Genomic DNA, 18,266 nt, shown 5'->3' with positions numbered 1-18,266 from the left:
GAGCACGGGGCCTACGAGGAACTGATCGAAGCGGGCGGCCTGTTCGCGGAACTCGTCACCCTGGCCAAGGACCGGTAGGGAGCGGGCCGACCCTCGCGCAAGGCCGGCTGACCGCGCGGCTGCGGCCTCGCGCAAGGCCGGCTGACCGCGCGGGCCGTCGGCCTCCGTGAACGGCCGGCGGCGCCGCACTCCTCCCTCTCCCGGGTCAGGACGAGGCGTCGAGTGCGGCACGCCAGGCGGGGCTGTCGACGTAGTGGTTGTCGAAGCGCCGGGCGGACTCGGCGATCTCCTTGGGGTCCGCCTCGCCGCGCATGACCCTGCCGAGCAGCCGCAGGTAGGCGAACCGGTCCATGGCTCGGTCGAACACGAACAGGACCTCCGCGGTGGAGCCGGGGGCAGCGGCGAACGCGTGCGGGGTGTGGGGCGGCACCGCGAGGAAGTCGCCCTCCCGGAGGACCGTCACTTCTTCTCCCACGAGGACGCTCAGGGCGCCGTCGAGCACGAAGAAGAGTTCCGTCGCCTTGGTGTGGAAGTGCGCCGGGGCACCCACCGCCCCTTCGGCGAAGGTGGAACGGTAGCTCGTGAAGCCGCTCTCCGTGTTGCCGCCCTCACCGAGCAGGCGCATCACACTGCTCGGGTCCGCGCAGGTCTCGGCTTCGGCGTGGCGGGTGAGAACAGGGGCGAAGGTGTTCGTGTGGTCCGTCATGAGATCAACCCTAGGGCCCAACAGGCCCACTCTCCTGGGCCATTGAGGCTCTGGTCCACTGGGCCGATTCAGCGTGTGCGGAGACGGTGGAGCGCCTCGCGGCCCCCCAGCGCGCGCGCTCGGACTCACGCTCCGGCGCACTCCGCACACCCCGCGGTGCCTACCCGGACACCGTTACGGCCGCCACTGTCACCTTCTACGGTGGGACGGTTGGACGGCGCACGCCGCCGACCGCCGGCATCACCTACGGGACAGGGAACGGCCGGCGCGGCGCGTGGCACCACCGCACTGTCTGCCGCAGAGAGGGTGCTCTTGAGCAGCTACGACCAGACGGTCCTGTCGGACGAACCAGTGCTGTTCCTCGGACTCGGCGGAGCCGGGACCGAGGTCTCCCCGGGGGGACCGATCGCGACGTACCACGGCTCCCCCGGGCACACTCACCTGCCCAACGGCGACACGGCCACCTTGTTCGACGGCACCTCCGGCCAGTACGTCGAGGTACCGGACAGCGACGTACTGTCCGTCTCCACCACGGGGGCGCTGACCATCGAGGCGTGGTTACGCCCGGACGTACTCGTCTTCCCGCGTCCGGAGGGCTCCGGTTACGTCCACTGGCTCGGCAAGCTCACCTACGCCACCGTCAACCAGTGTGAATGGGCCGCGCGTATCTACTCCGCGGACAACACCGAGGGCCGCGCCAACCGTGTCTCCGGTTACGCCTTCAACCCGCCGGGCGGGCTGGGCGCGGGCTCGTACTTCCAGGATCCCTTGAGGCCCGGTGAATGGATCCACTACGCCCTGGTCATCACGACCGCACCGGACGGCCCGGCCGAGCCTCCGGGCCACACCAAGCTGTACCGGGACGGACGGCTGCGGGACCGCGACGCGCTGGCCGACTACAACATCGTCCCGGGCAACACGACGTCGCCACTACGCATCGGCAGCGCGGCGCTGCGCTCCTACTTCCTCGGCGGCATCGGCAAGGTCGCCGTCTACCCCCGGGAACTGTCCGCGGAGCGCCTCGCCGCCCATCACGCCGCCATGACCGCAGGCTGACGGTCAGGAAGTATCCGTGGCCGGCCCTGCGGGAACCGACGAACCGGGGAAGGCACGTTCCTCCTTCCGCCCCACCGGTCGGGGGCCGTCCACGCACCGGCTCCTCCACTACTCGGAAGCTGCCGGCGAAGGCGCCTCCGGTGCCTCCGCCGCTGCCCGCACAGCCTCGGCGAGCCCATCGGTGGCCAGCACCATGCTGACCGGGCCCGAACTGTTCAGGCACAGGCTGTGGCCCGCAGGGATACGGCCGAGCAGATCCGCGAACGGCACCTGTTCGGAGCCCAGCCGCCCGGCGGCCTGGAGGTAGCGCGGGGAGGTGAACACGGGGACCACCGCTGTGCCGTCTGGCGCCGCCGCGCTGACCGGCTCGCCGTCCGCCGTGACCAGTACGGCGACCTCCGCCACGGCCAGGGCGGCGACGACGTCCTCCGCCGGGCCGTAGCCCGTGGTGGCGAGCTGGACGGCGCGGTCCACGGCGTCGGCCGGCTCGGGCCAGCCCATGGCCTCGGGCGAGGGCCGGTACTCCTCGTTGTCCTCCCACTCGACGATCACGCCGCGGGAGTCGGAACGCCACTGACCGGCCACCGCCCAGGCCGGGGGCGGGCCCTCTCCCCGCCATGCGGGATCGGGCAGGTAGAGCCAGTGGTCCGGCGCCAGTTCGGCCGCCCGCACGAACTCCTCGGGAGGCACCGGGTCCACGGGAACGGCGGCAGTCACGGCACCCGAATCACTCATCTTGTCCTCGCTCACTGGGGATACCTGAGTCGCTGTCGTGACGTCCGTCCCGGGCCTGGGGCCGCATAGGGGTTCCTCCCACCGCGGTCTCCTGCGGTGCCCTCATGTCGCCCTCCGCCCGCAGTTCGTCGGCCGGGACGAGCACGGCGGCCGGGGCGGACGGACTGAGGAGCATCACGTCCCGGCCGGGCGGCAGCCGGTCGAGGAGGACGGGGAGCGCCATCACCACATGCGCGGGCAGGCGGTCCGGGTGCGCGCGGCCTGCCACCGGGAAGACGGGTACCGCGTGTGCGCCGCCCGGCGCCCGCGTCCACGTCGGCTCCCCGTCCTCGTCCACGCACACGGCGACCTCCCCGGCCTCGGCGAGCGCCTCGGCGACATCCGCGTCCGGCCCGTATCCCGTGGCGGCCAGGTGCAGGGCGGCGTCGGCGTCACTGACGGGCCGCGCCCAGCCGAGCGCCGCGGGCGAGGGGCGGTAGTCCTCGTTGGTCTCCCACTCGACGATCTCGCCGTCCGCATCACTGCGCCACCGGCCGAGCACGGCCCAGGGGGGCGCGGGCTCGCCGTCGGTCCCGCCGAGCCAGTGCCGGTCGGTCAACGACAGCCAGTGGTCGGGGGCGGTGCGGGCCGCCGCCACGATGTCTTCGGGTGGCACCGGGAAGTCCGGCTCGCCGCGCGGGACTCTGACGGCCGGACCCGCGGACACGAGCGACCCCGCGGGTACAGGCCGATGCGCGTGCCCGGGCCCGGCTGTTTCCGGGGCTGCTCCTCCGGAGACGCCCGGACCGGGGACGGTCGGTCCTCCGACGCCGGACGCCGCGGCCCTAGCGGGTGTCGGCCCGTGGGTGCCCTCCGGCGGGCCGCTATCGGTCGGCATGGGGTGCACTCCTGACAGTCACGCCGCGCGGATGCCCGGCTCGCGGAGGAGGGAGCGTGGACATCTCATCACCCGTGCGCATCGCCACCGTTCCCCGCCCCTCCTCCGGTACCGGGGGCCGGACGGCTCCATTCGGCCGTTCCGGCGTCCGGCTCGGCCCGCAACGCCCGTGCGTGCTCGTCCGGGAACAGCCCGTCGCGGGCGACGAAGGTGCGCAGCTCGTCCTCGGTCAGCGGGTACACGTCCCAGTACCGGCCCCAGTTGTTCACGTACACGGAGGCCGACGAGCGGTCGATCTCGTCCAAGGCGTGCTGGGCGCCGGTCATCACTTCGTGGAAGCTGTGGTGGCCTACACCCACCAGCACGCTCAGCAGTCCGGCTCTGATCAGACCGAGGTCCACGGGCACTCCGGCGAGCCGGCGCAGCCGGGCCACATGCGTGAGGATCCGGTATGCGCTGCCGGAGGTGCCGGTCAGCACCAGACCGGCGGAGTCCTCGGAGCGTGCCTGGAAGTCGGCGGACATCGGCAGCGTGTGCAGCAGGCCCGCGGGTGACCAGAGCAGGGTGCCCTCCCGTACCGCGAGGCGCCGTTCTGCAGGGCTGAGCGCCGGCCGGACCTCATGGGGCAGCAGCGGTGTCCGCAGCATCGCCTCCAGGTCCTCCATCCTCTGCGCCTCGTCCTCGGGGTCCAGCTCGGCCGCGAGGAGTTCGGCCTGCTGCTGCTCGAAGCGTTCGAGCTGCTCGCTCGTGTGCCGGTCACGGCGCTCCAGCGCGATCACCGGGTGCTGAGGCTCGACGCCGCCCATGAGGTAGGGGACGAGGTCCCTGGCCACTCCGTTGAACAGGAACGTCACCCGCTCGCGCAGGTTGCCGGACTCCACGACCCGGGCGAGGCTCTCGTACGAGGTGCCGACGGCGCCGCCGTCCTCCCCGCTGTCGCTGCCGAACAGCCGGTAGTCCGTGCGGTTGTGCAGGGCGATCAGCCAGAGCGCCCGCGCGACCTTGCCGAACTCCGCGTTGATCTGCTCATGGTCGCCCAGGTACGCGGCCAGCCGCTGCTCGAAGTACAGCGCCTCTTGTGCGTACCGGACACGTGCCAGGACCCAGTCCGGCGCGGCGAGTGGCCCTGGGGCAGCTTCCGGCTCGTCGGCCGGCTCCGGCTCCGGCTCCGAGTCGGTATCCGGGTCCAGGGACAGTGCCGGGAAGGATTCGAGCACGTCGGCGGCGCGCTCCGCCGGGCCGGCGAAGTCCGCGTCCGCGACGGGCGCCTGACCGCTGCCGCTGCCGACGACGGGGGACGGTGCGAAGTGCGGGTTGGCGACGTACGGACCGAGCGGCATGCCGTACGCCATCGGCTGCGCGCCCCGGATGTACCGGCGGTGGACGCCTCCGGGGAAGAGCACCTCTTGCTGGTCGGGGAAGGGCGATGCCAGGCCCAGGGTGGCGTTCACGTCGATGCCGCCGGGGACCTCCAGGTCGTAGCGCCAGCGGTAGCGGTGGTGGAGGGCGGGGGCGCTCATCGGGTTCGCGCGGGCGCTGTCACGGACGTAGTGACGGTTCGCTGTCGTGCTCGCGAAGACGGTGTGGGGGACGAGCGCACTGCCGCCGTAGACATGGTCGACGAGGTGCACCATGTCGGGGCCGTACGGCTTGAGTCCGTCGCGGAACACCTGCTCGGGCCCGTCGGGACTGAAGCGGTGGAGCGGGCCGTCGTGGTCCCGCCACAGCGCCTCGGGAAGCGTGCTGCCCGCCAGCGCCGCCGGATCCGCGGCGACGGTGGCCGGGGCGACGGGCGGGGTCGGGCTCACCGGTCCAGTGGCGGGCCAGCCGACCGGTACGGGCGAGGCGTCCGGCGTGCCATGGACCTGCGGCGCCGTCAGCAGACGGGAGGAAGCGACGAGTCCGCGGCCGGGCAGGTACCAGTCCCAGGCCGGGCCGTCGGGGTGCAGTCGCCCGGCCATGTCGGTGACGTTCCCCGCGGACGGGCCGTCCGGGTTGTACTCACCCCGCAGGCCGAGCTGCGGCATCTCGGCCACGAACACGTGCAGGTCCGGGTCGTCCTGACCGTAGCCCCACACCGTGTGCCGATCGGAGGACGCGGCGACGGGGAAGGCCTCGACCGTCTCGGCGAACCGCTGGTCGAACCGTCCGTCCGCCGAGTACGGCCGCTCCGCGAGCGGCTGAGTCGGGCCTCCGGTGCCCGCGTTCCACTCGGCGGTGTCCGCCGTGCGCACCGGAGGCCCTGGTACGGCAGGACGCGGTCCCGTCCTGCGCCATCCCCCGCCCCCCGGACGGGCAAGGGTGGTCACACGGCCCGGTCGCGTGGCACCTCCCCCGGACACGGTGACCGGGCCGTCGTAGCTCCACACGGTCCGGTCGTTCCTGAGCGAGTGCCGCTGCTGCGCACTCGACGGTCCCGCGCCCATCCCGGACACCAGCAGGACCAGGGGCCGTCGAGGGCTCATCAGCGAGTGGTCGGGGTCGGACTCCAGGAGTGCGAAGAACTCGCTCACGGGGACCTGCACGGTGCCGCCCGGCAACCGCAGGACCACGGCGCCGTCGGCGTTCGTCTCCGCGTAGACGAGATAGGGGACCGCGGCGCCCTCCTGGGTCCAGGGGGCGAACTCCGCTGCGGACGCGCTTCCGTCGGGGCCCGCTCCGGCCACGTACAGACGTGAGGAGTCCAGTCCGCCGGGCGTCGGCGTGGGGCCCCAGTTCCGGCCCTGGAGAATTCCGCCGGGGGTGCGGATCCGGCCCTCTTCGCCGAACGCCCCCAGCGTCTCCAGGTGGAAGACGGCCAGCTCGCCCGGGTGGCCCCCATCCCGTCCTGCGGCGACGGCCTGTTCGGCGAGCTCCCGCAGCCGGGCCTCGGCCGAGGCGTCCCACGGGGCGCCGGCGGGCAGGTGCAGCGCCGCGCGTCCCATGTGCTCCCGCGCCGCCGGGGGCATGGCGTCCAGCAGCGTGGAGGCCCTGGTCATCGCCCACAGCGCGCGGGCGTACCCGCGCGGTGCGGGCGGACCCGCCGTCGTCCGCAGCACGGCGAGCACCTCCGCGTCGCCGCCCCCGGTGATCCGGTCCAGGGCGGTCCGCAGCGCGGGCACGTCCCATACGGCGGTGAGCGCGGCGTCCCGGGGGGCGGCGAGGGCCTGGTCGAGTACGGCCTCGTAGTGGGCCGGTCCGGGGGCCTCGTGGTCGTCAGGCCGCTGCCTTTCGTCACCCTCCGGCCGCGCTGACTCGCGCTCGCCCGCCCGCTGCCCCTCGCCCTCGCCGGGTCGCTCAGCGGATTCACCGTACTGCGTGGCGAGGAGTTGCCAGAGCTCCATGCGCAGCGGGGTGAGCGCGCTCAGCGCCGGGTCGTTCGCCCGCAGCGTCTCCAGGGCGCCGATCCCGCGCAGGAGTCGCTCGTGACGGCCGCCGGGCACGCCGCGGTCGGCTTCCACCTCGTTGCCGAAGACCTGACGCAGCGCCCGTACCAGCCGCAAGGCGCGCGGCCCCTCGTCGTCCCAGGCGGGGAGGCCCGTGGGATACGGGAGGGGGCGCAGACCGGCCGCTTCGGTGACTTCGGCCGTGGCGGCCACCGGTTCGGGTACGAAGGTCTCGATGCGGGCCAGGGTGCCGTCGGGCGTCGCGGCGAGCAGTCGCACGGTGTCGTTGTAGCCGGTTCGGCCGGTGGCCGCGGTGGTGATCCGGCCGCTGTGGTTGGCGGTGTGCTGCGCGAGCGCGACCTCCTCCAGCGGATCCTCGACGAGCGGTGCGGGCCGGACGAGGGACTGCTCGCGCAGCGGGTCGCCGGCCACACCTCCGTAGCAACTGGCGACGTGGAGTTCGTCCCCGGCTGCCCGTGCGACCACCTCGGGCAGTCCGCCGATGTACCGGCCCCCGTCCTCGGCACCGAGCAGCAGGACCCGGCCGCGCCTGTCGGCGAGCTTCAGCCCGCCGGGTACGCCGTGGGCGTGGAACGTGTAGACCGAGGCCTCCGGATCGGGGGTGGTCTCCTCGGTGCCGACGGTGTGGAAGGTGTCGCCGAGGCGGAGCACGTGCGCACGCTCCCGCATGTCCCGGTACAGCCTCAGCCGTCGTTCCCTCAGCCGCCTCCGGCCGTCGTCGGGCATCGACTCGCGGCCCTCGAAGCGGTGGTCGCTCCCGACCAGCGGTCGGGTGTCCACGTCGCTGTCGCGGAAACGGATGCCGTCGACCGTGACCCATTCCCGGTCCGCGGACTCCCCGGGCCGCCGGGCCCCGTCCGCCGGCGGATCGAACGGCACCCAGTCGCCGTACGCGTCGCCGGGATCGGTGTCGAGGAGCGACGGCACGTGCGGGAGGGATCGGGCGGCGGTGACGTCGGCCGGGGCTTGCGCCGAGGCCGGGTCGCTCTCTGTGGCGGTGAGAGTGGTCCCTGTGAGACGCCCGTCGCCGCTCGGCGCCCAGACCCTACGGCCCAGTCGCTCCGCCACCGCCCGTGCCGAACGGCCGTACTGGGCGCCCGCGTACGGGCTGACCAGGACCACAGGGACGTCGCGCGGGAGCAGCGTCAGCACGGGATCTGCCGCGAGCAGGTCGGCCACCGTCTCCGGATCCAGCTCCCGGCCTTCGGCGACCACGGACTCGTCGTAGCCGCCGTCCGCTGCCACCACATAGGCCCCTGCCCCCCAGGGTGCCGCCTCGTCCGCGACCGTGCGGAACTCGCCGTCCCGCAGCTCGTGGAGCTGCACCCGCGAGGTGTCGACGTTCCTGATGCCCGAGCCGGTCCAGTCCCGCCCGCGTGGGGTGCCTCGGTCGTCGGTCATCAGCGTGGCGTCCGACAGCAGCGGGTCCGCCGCCGGGCCGGCCGCATCGGCGGGTGGCAATGAGCCGGGGGACCACGATCGGGGCGCGGAAGAGAAGGAGGAGGGGGCGGGTGACGGCGGTGTAGCCGAGGCCGGGGCGGACGACGTGGCGAAGGCCCACTGGGCGTCCGCTCCGGACGCACCGCCCAGGGGGGCCGCCGGCAGCGGTGGCTCGACGGGGCGCGGTCCTTCCTGGGTCCCGGCCGGGTCGACAGGACGTGCTTCCCTCCAGTCGGCGGACGTCGGGCTCGTCATGGTGACCAGCGAGTCGACGAGCGTGGGCACCTGGGTGCCCGTGTCGTCGGTCCCGGAGAGGTCCGCCGGGAAGGGACTCCACCACACGCTCCGTCCCAGCCTCCGGGCGATCACGTCCGCGAGCCCCGGCGGCGGCCCGCCGACACCGGTCAGCACCAGAAGAAGGGGAGTCGTCAGATCCTTGCGGCTCAACACGGGGTCTGCTGCCAGCAGTTCGGCGAACTCCGCAGGGCCGACCGAGTAGGAGGCGCCGCCGAAGGCCACCTGGAGCTGGTCACTGTCCTGGAAGTCCACGTACGCCAGGACCAGGTGCGGAACGGGCCGGTCCTTGCCGTACGCGTCCTGTCCGGCCCACGGAGCGCCGGTGAGCCCGCTCGGCGTCCGGAAGGTGCCCAGCTCGGACAGGAGCGCCGTTCCGTTCTGCCAGTCCCGGCCGCTGCCCATGGCGGGGCCCACCATCGTGAGCGTGGCCTGCCGGCCGAAGGCTCCCCGCGTCTCCAGGTCGTACGCGGCGGCGACGTCCGGGTCCCTCATGTCCCGGCCCGCCGCGAACCCCCGGGTGAGCAGCGTGAGCGCCTCGCCGCGCAGCGCGTCGTCCACCTCGACGGCGGGGTCGAGGTGCAGCACCCTCGCGGCGTGGGCGTCCGCGCCCGGGTGCACGGCGGCCCGGGCCTCCTCGGCCTCGACCCGCGCCCGGAACATCCGCGCACGCTCGGCCGGGCCCACGTCGCCGTGGCCGGAGAGGTTCAGCGCGGCGACGGCCGCGTCGTCCACCGCAGCCGTGTCCTGGAGCCATCGTGCGGCCGAGTGCAGCACCGGCAGATCCACGAACCGGCTCACGGGCAGGGAGGCCCCGGACTGCCACGCGTGTGCCGCCGCCGCCAGCACCCGCCGGATGACCTGACGGTCCACCCCGGACGCGGCCTCCGGATGCGCGGCGACCACCCGGCGCAGCAGGTCCGGCGAGATCGGGCCGGTCCGCCCGAGGTCCGGGTCGGCCTGCCACATGCTGACGAGCGCGCCGGCTCCGCTGATCAGGTCCACGAAGTCGGCGGCGTCCTCCACGTCGTGCCCGAGGAGCAGCTTCAGTGCCCGCACCAGGCGCAACAGCTCGGTCCGGCTCCGCGGCGACGGCTCGCCCGGGAACCCTGCGCGCGCCGCCAGCCGGTCGAGTTCCGCGTCCGTGGGCTCCGGACGGCTGGTCTCCCACCACCACCGGCGTCCGCGCGCGTCGGTGAACAGCACCCGCACGGGGTCGCCCTGGTAGTTGAACACCCCTTGCAGGGCGTAGGACAGACGCACCGTGCGCCTGGTGACGTTCGCCAGATGCTGGCCGAGGGAGAGGGCGTCGTCCGCGAGCGGATCGGCTGCGAACGGTACGGGGAACGAGTCGCCGGCCTGCGTGAGGTCCTGCGCGGCGCTGTCCTGCGGGGTCGAGGAGTAGCAGACCACCATGTCGATCCAGTGGTCCTCGGGCATGCTCGAGAGGCTCTTGCGCCGCCGGAGCCACTCCCCCGCCTCGTGCCGGTCGGCCGACCTCGATCCGCCGCCGGCCAGCGGCAGCACCAGGCGGCCCGGCAGACCGTGGCCCGCCAGGTGGTACGCCTTGTCCTTCGGTCCGGGATCGTCCAGCGGAAGGGTGGCGGAGTAGGTGCCGGTGGCGCGGTTGTAGTGGACGTACAGCGTCATCTGGTCGAGACGGCTGAAGTTGTCCTCGCGGCTCCCGGCGAGTTCACCGGGCTCGTGCAGGCTGCGGCCGATCTGCCGGCCGGTCAGGGCACTGATGATGGGCTGCGTGAGCACATCGCGGTGCCAGGCCGGGGCACCGTCCTGGGCGTCCGGCGCGAGGCCGGGCCGGACCGGGACCCAGGAGCCGTGCGGGAGCCCGTCCTGCCGGATCACGGCGACGGTGCTCGGGGCGGCCGGATCGGGGTGGCGCCGCGCCAGGCCGCTGTGGACCCACACGGTGCGGCCGGTGCGCTGCGCGAGTGTCCGGGGCAGTTCCAGGTAGCGGTCGCCGGCGAAGGGTACGGCCATCACGATCGGGGTTTCGTCCGGCAGCCCTTGCCACGCCGGGTCGTTCGCGACCAGCTCGGCGAACTCGTCGGGGCCGAGGTCCCGCGTCGTTCCGTCGGGCAGTCGCGCCGTCACCGTGTCGTGGCGCCCCTCGGCCAGGACTGCGTACGGGGTCACGTCCCACGGCCACGGGGAGAGGTCCAGCATGCCGTTCTGTGTGGACCCGCCGGCCTCGTCGGGCTGGAGCTCCTCCACGGACATGCTGTTCAGCTCGGCAACCTCGGACCCGGTCCAGTTCAGGCCCGGCACCCGCGTTCCGTTCGCGGACACGTACCGGGCACGGTCGGCGGCGAGGACGCCCTCCTCCTCCATGGCGAACGCCTTGAGGGCGGCCAGGCTGTTCGCCCGCCCGGCGGCAAGCGCCCTCTCGACCTTCCCGTAGAGGTCCCTGAGCGTCTCCGGGTCGACGAGGGCGAAGGGGCCGAGGTGGAGAACGCTCCGGGCGACCGTGGCCGCGTCGAACGGCCCGGCCCGCAGGGCCGGTTCGTCGCGCCGCAGCGTGTCCAGGGTCTCGACCGCGGCCGCGTGCCCCGGGGACGTGACGGCGATGGTGGCCTGGCGGCCAAGGTCCGCGCGGTTGGCCGTGCCCGGCAGGCCGGTCGTGACGGCCTGGCCGGACAGGCGCGCCCGGCCACGCGAGGTGATCTTGAAGTCCCTGGCGTTCAGCCTCCTCTGTCCCGCCGCCGGGTTCTCCTGGAGGACGCCCAGCGCGTGGTCCAGCCTGCGTACGAACAGTTCGTGCGCGGCCCGCGCGCGCTGATCGCCCCTCCTGCGGGCGGCCTGCTCCCGCTCCTGCGCGGTGCCCGCTCCGCGGGCGTCGGCGCCGTACCCGGCGATGTCGGCCCTCGGCAGCGGCACTCGTGCGCGCAGGTTGCGCAGTCCGGCCCCGGCGACCTGGAACGCCAGCCGGTCTACGCTCTCCTGCGCCTCGGCCGACGGTCGTGTCTGCCCCTGGGCGTACGCGACGAGGCTCAGCCGGGGCAGCGGGCCCAGCGGACGGTCCGGTGCGGTGGCCGCCGGGGCGGCGAACACCGGACGCCCGCCGCCCGTGTCCAGCGACGTCATGTCCGAGGCGGGCACGACCGAGCGGGTCATGTCCAGGCCGGTCATGTCCAAGTCGGTCGCGTCCAGGCCGGTCGCGTCCAGGTCGGTGAGGCCCGTGCCGGGAAGGCCGAAGCCGATGCCGCTGAGGCCCACCCCGTGGTCGAGGTCGAGGTCGTTCCATGCCGACATGTCGACGTCGTCCGGGTCGCCGGTGGTGTCCATGCCGAGGCCGTCCAGGCCCGCTTCGTCCAGCATCGACGGGTCGAGATCGCGCATGTCGGCGTCGGCGCCCGACTGCGCCGCAGGCCCCGGCTCCGCGTCTGCGTCGACGGCTCGGGCGCTGTCCGTGGCGGACGTGGTCCAGCGCTGCCGCAGGCCGAGACCGACGCGCAAGGCGTCGGCCAGCTCCGTGGCCGACGCCGGGGCGGCCCCGGCGTCGGCCCCCGCCTCCAGCAGGTGGGCGGCGACCTGACGCACCGCGTCCCGGAAGGCGTCCCCTGCGTACCGCAAATCAGCGAGGACGGGGTGCGGCTCCACCGGCAGCACCAGGGAGACGGCGGCCTCCCAGGCACGCTCGGTGGCTGCCGCCCCGGGACCTTCGGGCGCCGCGCCCTCGAAGTCGGCGTAGGCCCGCGCCCACAGCCGCCGTGCCGCGAGCGCGGCCACCGTGTGCGTCCTGAACGACCAGGCACCGTGCGCCGCCGCCCGCACCCGGGCCAGCTCCAGCGGCGACAACGCGCTCGCGGGCAACCGGCCGTCGCCGCTCAGCGCCATCTCGGTCCGCAAGCGGACGGAGAGCGTGACGCCCGCGGCCTGAAGCTCCTGCGGGCCCACGGTTCCCGACTCCTCGGGATCCGTGTCCCCTTCCTGGACTCCGGCCTCCGACAACAGGTCGTCCTCGGTCAACTGGCGCGCGATCCAGTCGCGTTCTCCGGCATCACCCGGAACGACCGGGATCGCCTCACCGGCGCGCAGGCCGCCGCCCCCGGCGGATTCACGCGCCGCGCCCAGTGCCTCCGGAGCGACACCCAGCGCCCAAAGCCGCGCCTCGGCGTCCTCCGCACCCCGGCGCGCCTCGTCGACCGCTGTCCAGGCGTCCGCCGCCGCCGTCCCGTCTCCGCCTGCCCGTTCCGCAGTCGCCGCCTCGGCGGCGGCGCCGCCCAGCGCGGTCAGCGCCCGCGCATGCGCCTCCCACGCCGCCTCCAGATCCGCGACGGCGGTGTCCTGGCCGGTGGCGGACGGTCCGGGCATCTGCGCCACGGGGCGGTCCGGCTCGGCGGCGACGGGGCGGGTGAGGACCTGGCGGACCTGGCCTGCACGGTGCGGGAGGGCGGCACGGGGGCCGGCCTGACGCGTGCCCGTCTCCGTGGCGCGCCCTGTCCCGAGCTCGTCCAGCAGGGCCTGGGCGTGCTCGTCGGGGAAGAGCCCGTCGCGCGCGACGTTCTCCCTCAACTCCCGCTCGTCAAGCGGGTAGATGTTCCAGTACCTGCCCCAGTTGTCCGTGTAGTCCAGGGCCGGGTCGTGGCCGGGAACGTCGTCCAGCGCCAGCTGGGCACCGCGCATCACCTCGTGGACGGTGTGGTGGCCGACCGTCAGCGAGATGGCCAGCATCCCGGCCCTGATCATGCCGAGGTCCAGATCGAGGCCCCACTGCTCACGCATCCGGGCGGCGTGCAGCACGAAGCGGTAGGTGGATCCGGCGGTGCCGGTCGCCACGAGGCCGCCCGAGTCCTCCGAACTCCCCTGGAAGTCCGCGCCCATGGCAATGTCGTACACCGAGGTCGCCGGCATCCAGGTGAGCCCCGCGTCGTCGACCGCGAACCGGCGCTCCGCGTCGCTGAGCGGCGGGCGGGCGGAGTCCGGGCGTGCCGGGTTCTCGACAGGCTTCGGCAGCTCCGCGATCGCGGCCGCCTTCTGCGAGGGGGTCAGGTCCGAGGCCTGGATCTCCGTGGCGCGCCGCATGTACTCGGCGTAGGCCTCGCGCTGCCTCCGGCTCGGCCGTTCCGCGGCGATCTCCGGATGCTGCTGCTCCGCGCCGCCGAGCATCTCCGGTACGAGATCGTTGGAGATGCCCTCGTACAGGAAGGCCACGAGCTCCCGCAGGTTGCCGCTCCTCACCACCCGCTGGAGCGCCTCCCGTGAGGTGCCGACGACACCCGCCTTGAACTTGCTGGTGTCACCGAAGGTCGCCAGCGCGCGGGGGTGCTGCCGGCGTGCCGCGGACCACGCCGCGCTCGCCATCTTCCGGAACTCGGCCGTGACGGCCTCGTGTTCCGCCAGGTACTCGCCCAGGCGCCGGTCGAAGGCGACGGACTCCTCGGCATAGCGGATCCGGGCCAGGACCCACGGAGGGGCCTCGCTGTTCCTGCGCTCAGGGCTCGGCCGCGCGGAACGGCCCGGCGGCCGGGGCCCGGCACGCTCGGCGGCCCTCGCGGAGGCCTCGGCGGCACCGGAGGCCTCGGGCCGCACGGTCGGCCGCTCGCCGGTGGTCTGGTTCCGCTCGGCGGCGGCGGGGGCAGGGGCGGAGACCGTGGCCGGCGGTCCGGTCACCGGCTCGGCGGTCGTGCTCGGGCGGCCGGTGGTCTCCGGTGCCTGCCCGGACAACGTGGCCGGTTCGCCCACGGGGGTGGTGCGGCCGGAGGGCCCCGGTGGGACCAGGCGCTGATCGTCGATCTCGATCGTCACCACCCGCCCCTGGGCCGGATCGGTGGCGCTGCGCACCCGCTTCGCGGACTTGGTCAGGCCGAAGTCCCGTACGCCTACGCGCGGTCCGCCCGTGCCCGCCTGGAAGGTGCTCAGGACCTGGGTCAGCCGGGCCGCGAGCGACCTCGCGACGGCGTCGGCCCGCGCCTGGCCGCTGGCCTGCGAGCGGTTTCCGTGCCCGGTCACGGTGACCGCGGGCATCGGAAGGCCATGGGCACGGTTCCACAGCCCCGCACGGGCCAGCGCGTGGGCCAGAGCGTCGATCGTGCCGTCCGCGTCGGTGGGGGTCCGGTGCTCCCTCTCCTCGAAGCGGATCGTCCGCCGGAACCGGGGCGGTGTGTGACCGTGCAGCACCACCGTCGTCAGCGGGTTGGCCACCGCCGGCGAACGATCCGTCAGCAGCGCCGCGTGTACCTCGTGCGCGGACTCTCCCGGCCGCTTGCTGTACGCCTGGAAGAACCACAGATCCTTGTCGTCGATCACCGGCGCGGCCGTCCGGATCAGTTCCCTGGCGCGAGCGCGCGCTTCGGCGATCTCGCGCTGGGCCAGCGCGTGTTCGGGCCGGTCCTCGTCGAAGTAGTGCGGCAGTTGCTCGGCCTGATGGACATCGGCCAAGGCCCTGGCCACCCGGGCGAAGCTCTCCAGGCGCGTGGTCTCCGCCTCGTCGGCACCGCTTCGCCGCGCCTCGGCGGCGCGCTGCCCGGCCTCGACGGCCAGCCGGTCGAGTTCGTCCTCGCCGTAGCGGTCGAGGTTCTCGTCGATGACGTCGTCGAGGAGCCCGGCCGGGATCTCGCTCCGGGAGTGGCTCTCGTTCTCCAGCGTGATCTGGTGCGTGCCGTCCTCACTGTCCAGCACCACCTGCGCGAAGTGGTAAGGGGTGTGCGGGCCCACCCGGTCGCCGGGCTTGGCGTGGTTGTGCGTGAACAGCTGTGCGCCGCTCTCGTTCGTGGTGCTGATCGACTGGATCAGATACCCCTCGCCGACCCCGGCCCACGCGTACTCGTTGACGCCGATGCGCCGCGCCGCCGAGGCCAGCCTGGTGCGGCGCGGGTTGTCCTGCGGCTCGTAGCTCAGGGCACGGCCGTAACGCTCACCGGGCAGGGGCGCTCCCACCACACCTCCGGTGAAGCGGTCGTCCCGGCCCGTCCGGCGCGCGGCCCAGCGCGGGGTGACGCCGGTGGCGGGCAGCGCGCCCTCGGCGACCTCCGTCAGCGCACCGGCCAGGTGGTGGGTTCCGGTGACTTCCCTGCCGTGCAGCCCGTTGACGGGTGCGGTCGCGACGATGCCACCGGTGGGGCCCCGGAACGCGATGTGCGACAGGGGCGCGGACGCCGCGCCGGCCACCATCTGGGCGAAGTCCCGCGTGAAGACGTGTTCCGGTCCACCGGATGCAGTCAGGAACTCCGGCTCGACCCGGAACAGCGGTTCTCCGTACGAACCGTCCTCCTTCGGCAGCAGCACAGCGACCGACTCGTCGGCCCTGAGCCGCACACCGGCGCCCGCAGCGGCCAGCCGGGCCGACGAACGCTCGATCGCCGCCCGGGTGGCGTACGCCTGCTGGCTCCGGCCGCCCGCCGCGTCCTCGGCCGCGAGCATCGCCAGCGTCCGGTCCTCGGAGATGTGCAGGGGCGGCCGGTCGGCCATGAGGACGTTCCCGCGCTCCTGACGCGGCAGGACCAGCGTGAGCGGACCGCTCCCTGTGCCGTCCCCGGCCCGGACCTCGCCGACGGTGCGAGGGAGCGGCGGGGTGGACAGGATCCCGCTGCCGTTCCTGTCGATGACGCCGTAGTCCCGCGTCGTCAGCGGCCGGGGCCGGCGCGCGTCGATCTGCCGTTCCAGGACGGCCTGGTCGGCGAGGCGGTCGAACTCCGCGTCACCGTCGCTGCTGGACACGTCGTCGTCTTCGGACACGTCGTCGTCGCTGTCGGCGTCGGAGAGGCCGTCGGTGCCGCTCTCGCCGCTGAGGTCCCGCGCGCCGGGCAGGCCGCCGTCCGCGGGCGGTTCCGTCGAGGCCCAGCCGGCACCGGTGCGCCCTTCGCTCAGGTCCAGCATGAGGTGGCGGGTCCCGGCCGTCGGATGCGTGGCCACGCCGGCCGGAGCCTCCGGGTACCAGACGCGGCGGCCCGTCGTCCCGGCGACGAGCGACGCGACGGTCGCGGCGTACTCCGGCGGGAGCACCAGGACGATGTCCGCGCCTCGGGGCCGGCGGGTGTCGTACGCGATGAGCATGGCCAGCTCGTCCGGGTCCTGCACACGGAAGGTGCGTCCTGGTACGGCGATCTCGACCGCAGGACCGGCCGCGGCGGCCACGACCAGATAGGGGTTGCGCCACGGAGCGGGCCGGGGAACCACCCGGCCCCTGGCCCGTACGGCGTAGGAGGCCGTTTCGGGGGCGGGGTGCCCCGGTCCGGTGAAGTCACGGCCGACGGCTTCGCCCTCGTCGTCGTGCAGGAGTGTGGCCTCGTCGTGGGCGCCGCGACCGGTCTCGATCTGCCGCTCGATGAAGTACAGGGCGAGCCCCTCGGCGCTCTCCATGTCGTCCGAGGACGCGTCGAGTGCCAGCGAGCCGAGCAGCAGGAAGTCCGCCGCGCCGGGCCTCGCGCCGCTCTCCATGTGCAGGACCTGCCGGGTGAGACGTATCAGCCCGTCGCGCAGCGCCTGAGACGTGGGGTGGGCACCGGCCTCCGCCCGGACGAGGCCGTACAGCGCCTCGGACGTCTCCCGGAGCCGCGTGGGTGGAAGGTCGCCCCGCCGGGGGCTGAACAGGGTGTCCAGCCAGCCCGGTCCGGCCCACGGCGGGCGCTCGGCCTCGTCATCGGAGTCCGGCTCGGAATCCGACTCGCCGGACGCCTCCGCGAGTGGGGACAGGGCGCGCCCGGGCGGCAACGGGGGCGGCACCGCGCCGTCCGGCCCGGTCCGGGGGGAGGAGGCGGGGAGCGACACCGGGTCGATCCACACTGGCTCCCGGCGCTCGGCGTCCGCGTGTGCGCGCGCCTCGGCCCAACTCGCCCCTTCTGGCGCGGTGGAGGGCTCGACGTCTCCCACGACCGCCGACCACAGGTGGAGGTGGCGGGGGCGCAGGCCGCTCTGCACGAGGCCGTCCGGGGCGGGCTCGCGGAACGGGCCGAGCAGGCTGCCCGGCGCGTGGAGCCGGCCGGGGTTGCTCGCGTCGCGCGTCTCGTCCCGCAAAAACAGCTGGTGGGCCAGCTCGTGCGCGAAGTCCACCGGATCGGCGTCGGGCCACCAGGCGCGCTGGTCCATCGGCTGGTCCCGGCCGACGAGGTCGACCGTCAGGTGAGGGTCCTCGTCGGTCCCGACCGGTTCGACGGTGACGTGCAGCCGGTCCCCGCCGGGCAGCCGGTGGCCCGGGCCGTTGTAGAACTCCTCCACGCCCTTCAGTACCCGCGCCAGCACGGCGTCGGTGTCGGCCTGCCCGTCCCCCGGGCGGACGGCGAGCCGCACGGTCAGGTCGGTGACGGTCTCCCCGTTGTGGACGAAACGCCGCACGTCGAAGGCCGACCGGACGACGAACCGCGGCCGGTCGTCGGGGCGCGGGCCCGGCACGCGGGACGGGGCGGCCTCCGCCGCCGAGCCCGAGGACGTGCCGGAAGACGTACCGGAGGAGTCGGCGGTCTCCCGCAGCGGGATGCGCAGGGCCGTGCCGCCGTCGCCTTCGGGCACCAGGTACAGGGCCGTGGAGTCCGCCGCGACCTTGTACGGCGCGGAGTCCTGGTCCAGATCGGCCATGACGCCCGCCAGGGTGTCCATGTTGTCCACGCGGCCGATCCAGCCGCTGTCGCCCCGCAGGATCACCCCCGCCGTCCCGTGGACGAAGTCGTGGCCGAACCGCGTCCAGCCGGTCGGCGGGATCTCCTCTCCTCCGGGGAGCCTGATGTGCCCGCTGTCGGCGACCTCGTAACGGAACGGCTCCGAACGGGACTCGGCGGCTCGCGTGTAGGTGAACCACCGGCGGGGCTGCGGGCCCGTC

General features: G+C 74.1%; 5 protein-coding genes (1 of these 5 running past the window's edge). 1 reads left to right on the top strand and 4 read right to left on the bottom strand.

Annotated elements, in window-relative coordinates:
* Positions 1-205 precede the first annotated feature (205 nt).
* Entirely contained in the window at positions 206-706 is a 501-nt protein-coding gene (locus ABZY45_RS25915; protein WP_356743473.1) for a cupin domain-containing protein, read from the bottom strand.
* Between the two features lie 312 nt (positions 707-1,018).
* Here ABZY45_RS25915 and ABZY45_RS25910 point away from each other — a divergent pair, with 312 nt between their 5' ends.
* A complete protein-coding gene (locus ABZY45_RS25910) occupies positions 1,019-1,762 on the top strand; it encodes a LamG-like jellyroll fold domain-containing protein (protein ID WP_356743471.1) in 744 nt (247 codons plus the stop codon).
* Between the two features lie 108 nt (positions 1,763-1,870).
* On the opposite strand, the gene ABZY45_RS25905 is transcribed toward ABZY45_RS25910, so the two are convergent.
* From ABZY45_RS25905 to ABZY45_RS25895, 3 genes are all read right to left on the bottom strand, one after another.
* Positions 1,871-2,497, bottom strand: a complete 627-nt coding sequence (locus tag ABZY45_RS25905) for a type VII secretion system-associated protein (RefSeq protein ID WP_356743469.1) — start codon at positions 2,495-2,497, stop codon at positions 1,871-1,873.
* Positions 2,490-3,152: a type VII secretion system-associated protein gene (locus tag ABZY45_RS25900; protein WP_356743467.1), complete on the bottom strand. Its 663-nt coding sequence runs from the start codon at positions 3,150-3,152 to the stop codon at positions 2,490-2,492. Before ABZY45_RS25900 ends, ABZY45_RS25905 begins: the two co-directional genes overlap by 8 nt.
* 290 nt (positions 3,153-3,442) lie before the next feature.
* On the bottom strand, positions 3,443-18,266 hold the final stretch of the coding sequence (locus ABZY45_RS25895) for a lonely Cys domain-containing protein (protein WP_356743465.1). The gene runs 16,343 nt beyond the window's last position; 14,824 of the gene's 31,167 nt are visible here — the last part of the coding sequence; its start codon lies beyond the right edge, outside the window; it ends in the stop codon at positions 3,443-3,445.

It is taken from the genome of Streptomyces sp. NPDC006516 (assembly GCF_040611875.1).
Taxonomy (GTDB): Bacteria; Actinomycetota; Actinomycetes; order Streptomycetales; family Streptomycetaceae; genus Streptomyces.
The sequence above is the reverse complement of the archived record's forward strand: the minus strand, read 5'-3'. Positions and strand labels throughout refer to the sequence as shown.

Bases quoted from the DNA above. Each gene is read 5' to 3' on its own strand.
- ABZY45_RS25915 (WP_356743473.1), bottom strand. From the start codon at position 706: ATGACGGACCACACGAACACCTTCGCCCCTGTTCTCACCCGCCACGCC.
- ABZY45_RS25905 (WP_356743469.1), bottom strand. From the start codon at position 2,497: ATGAGTGATTCGGGTGCCGTGACTGCCGCCGTTCCCGTGGACCCGGTG.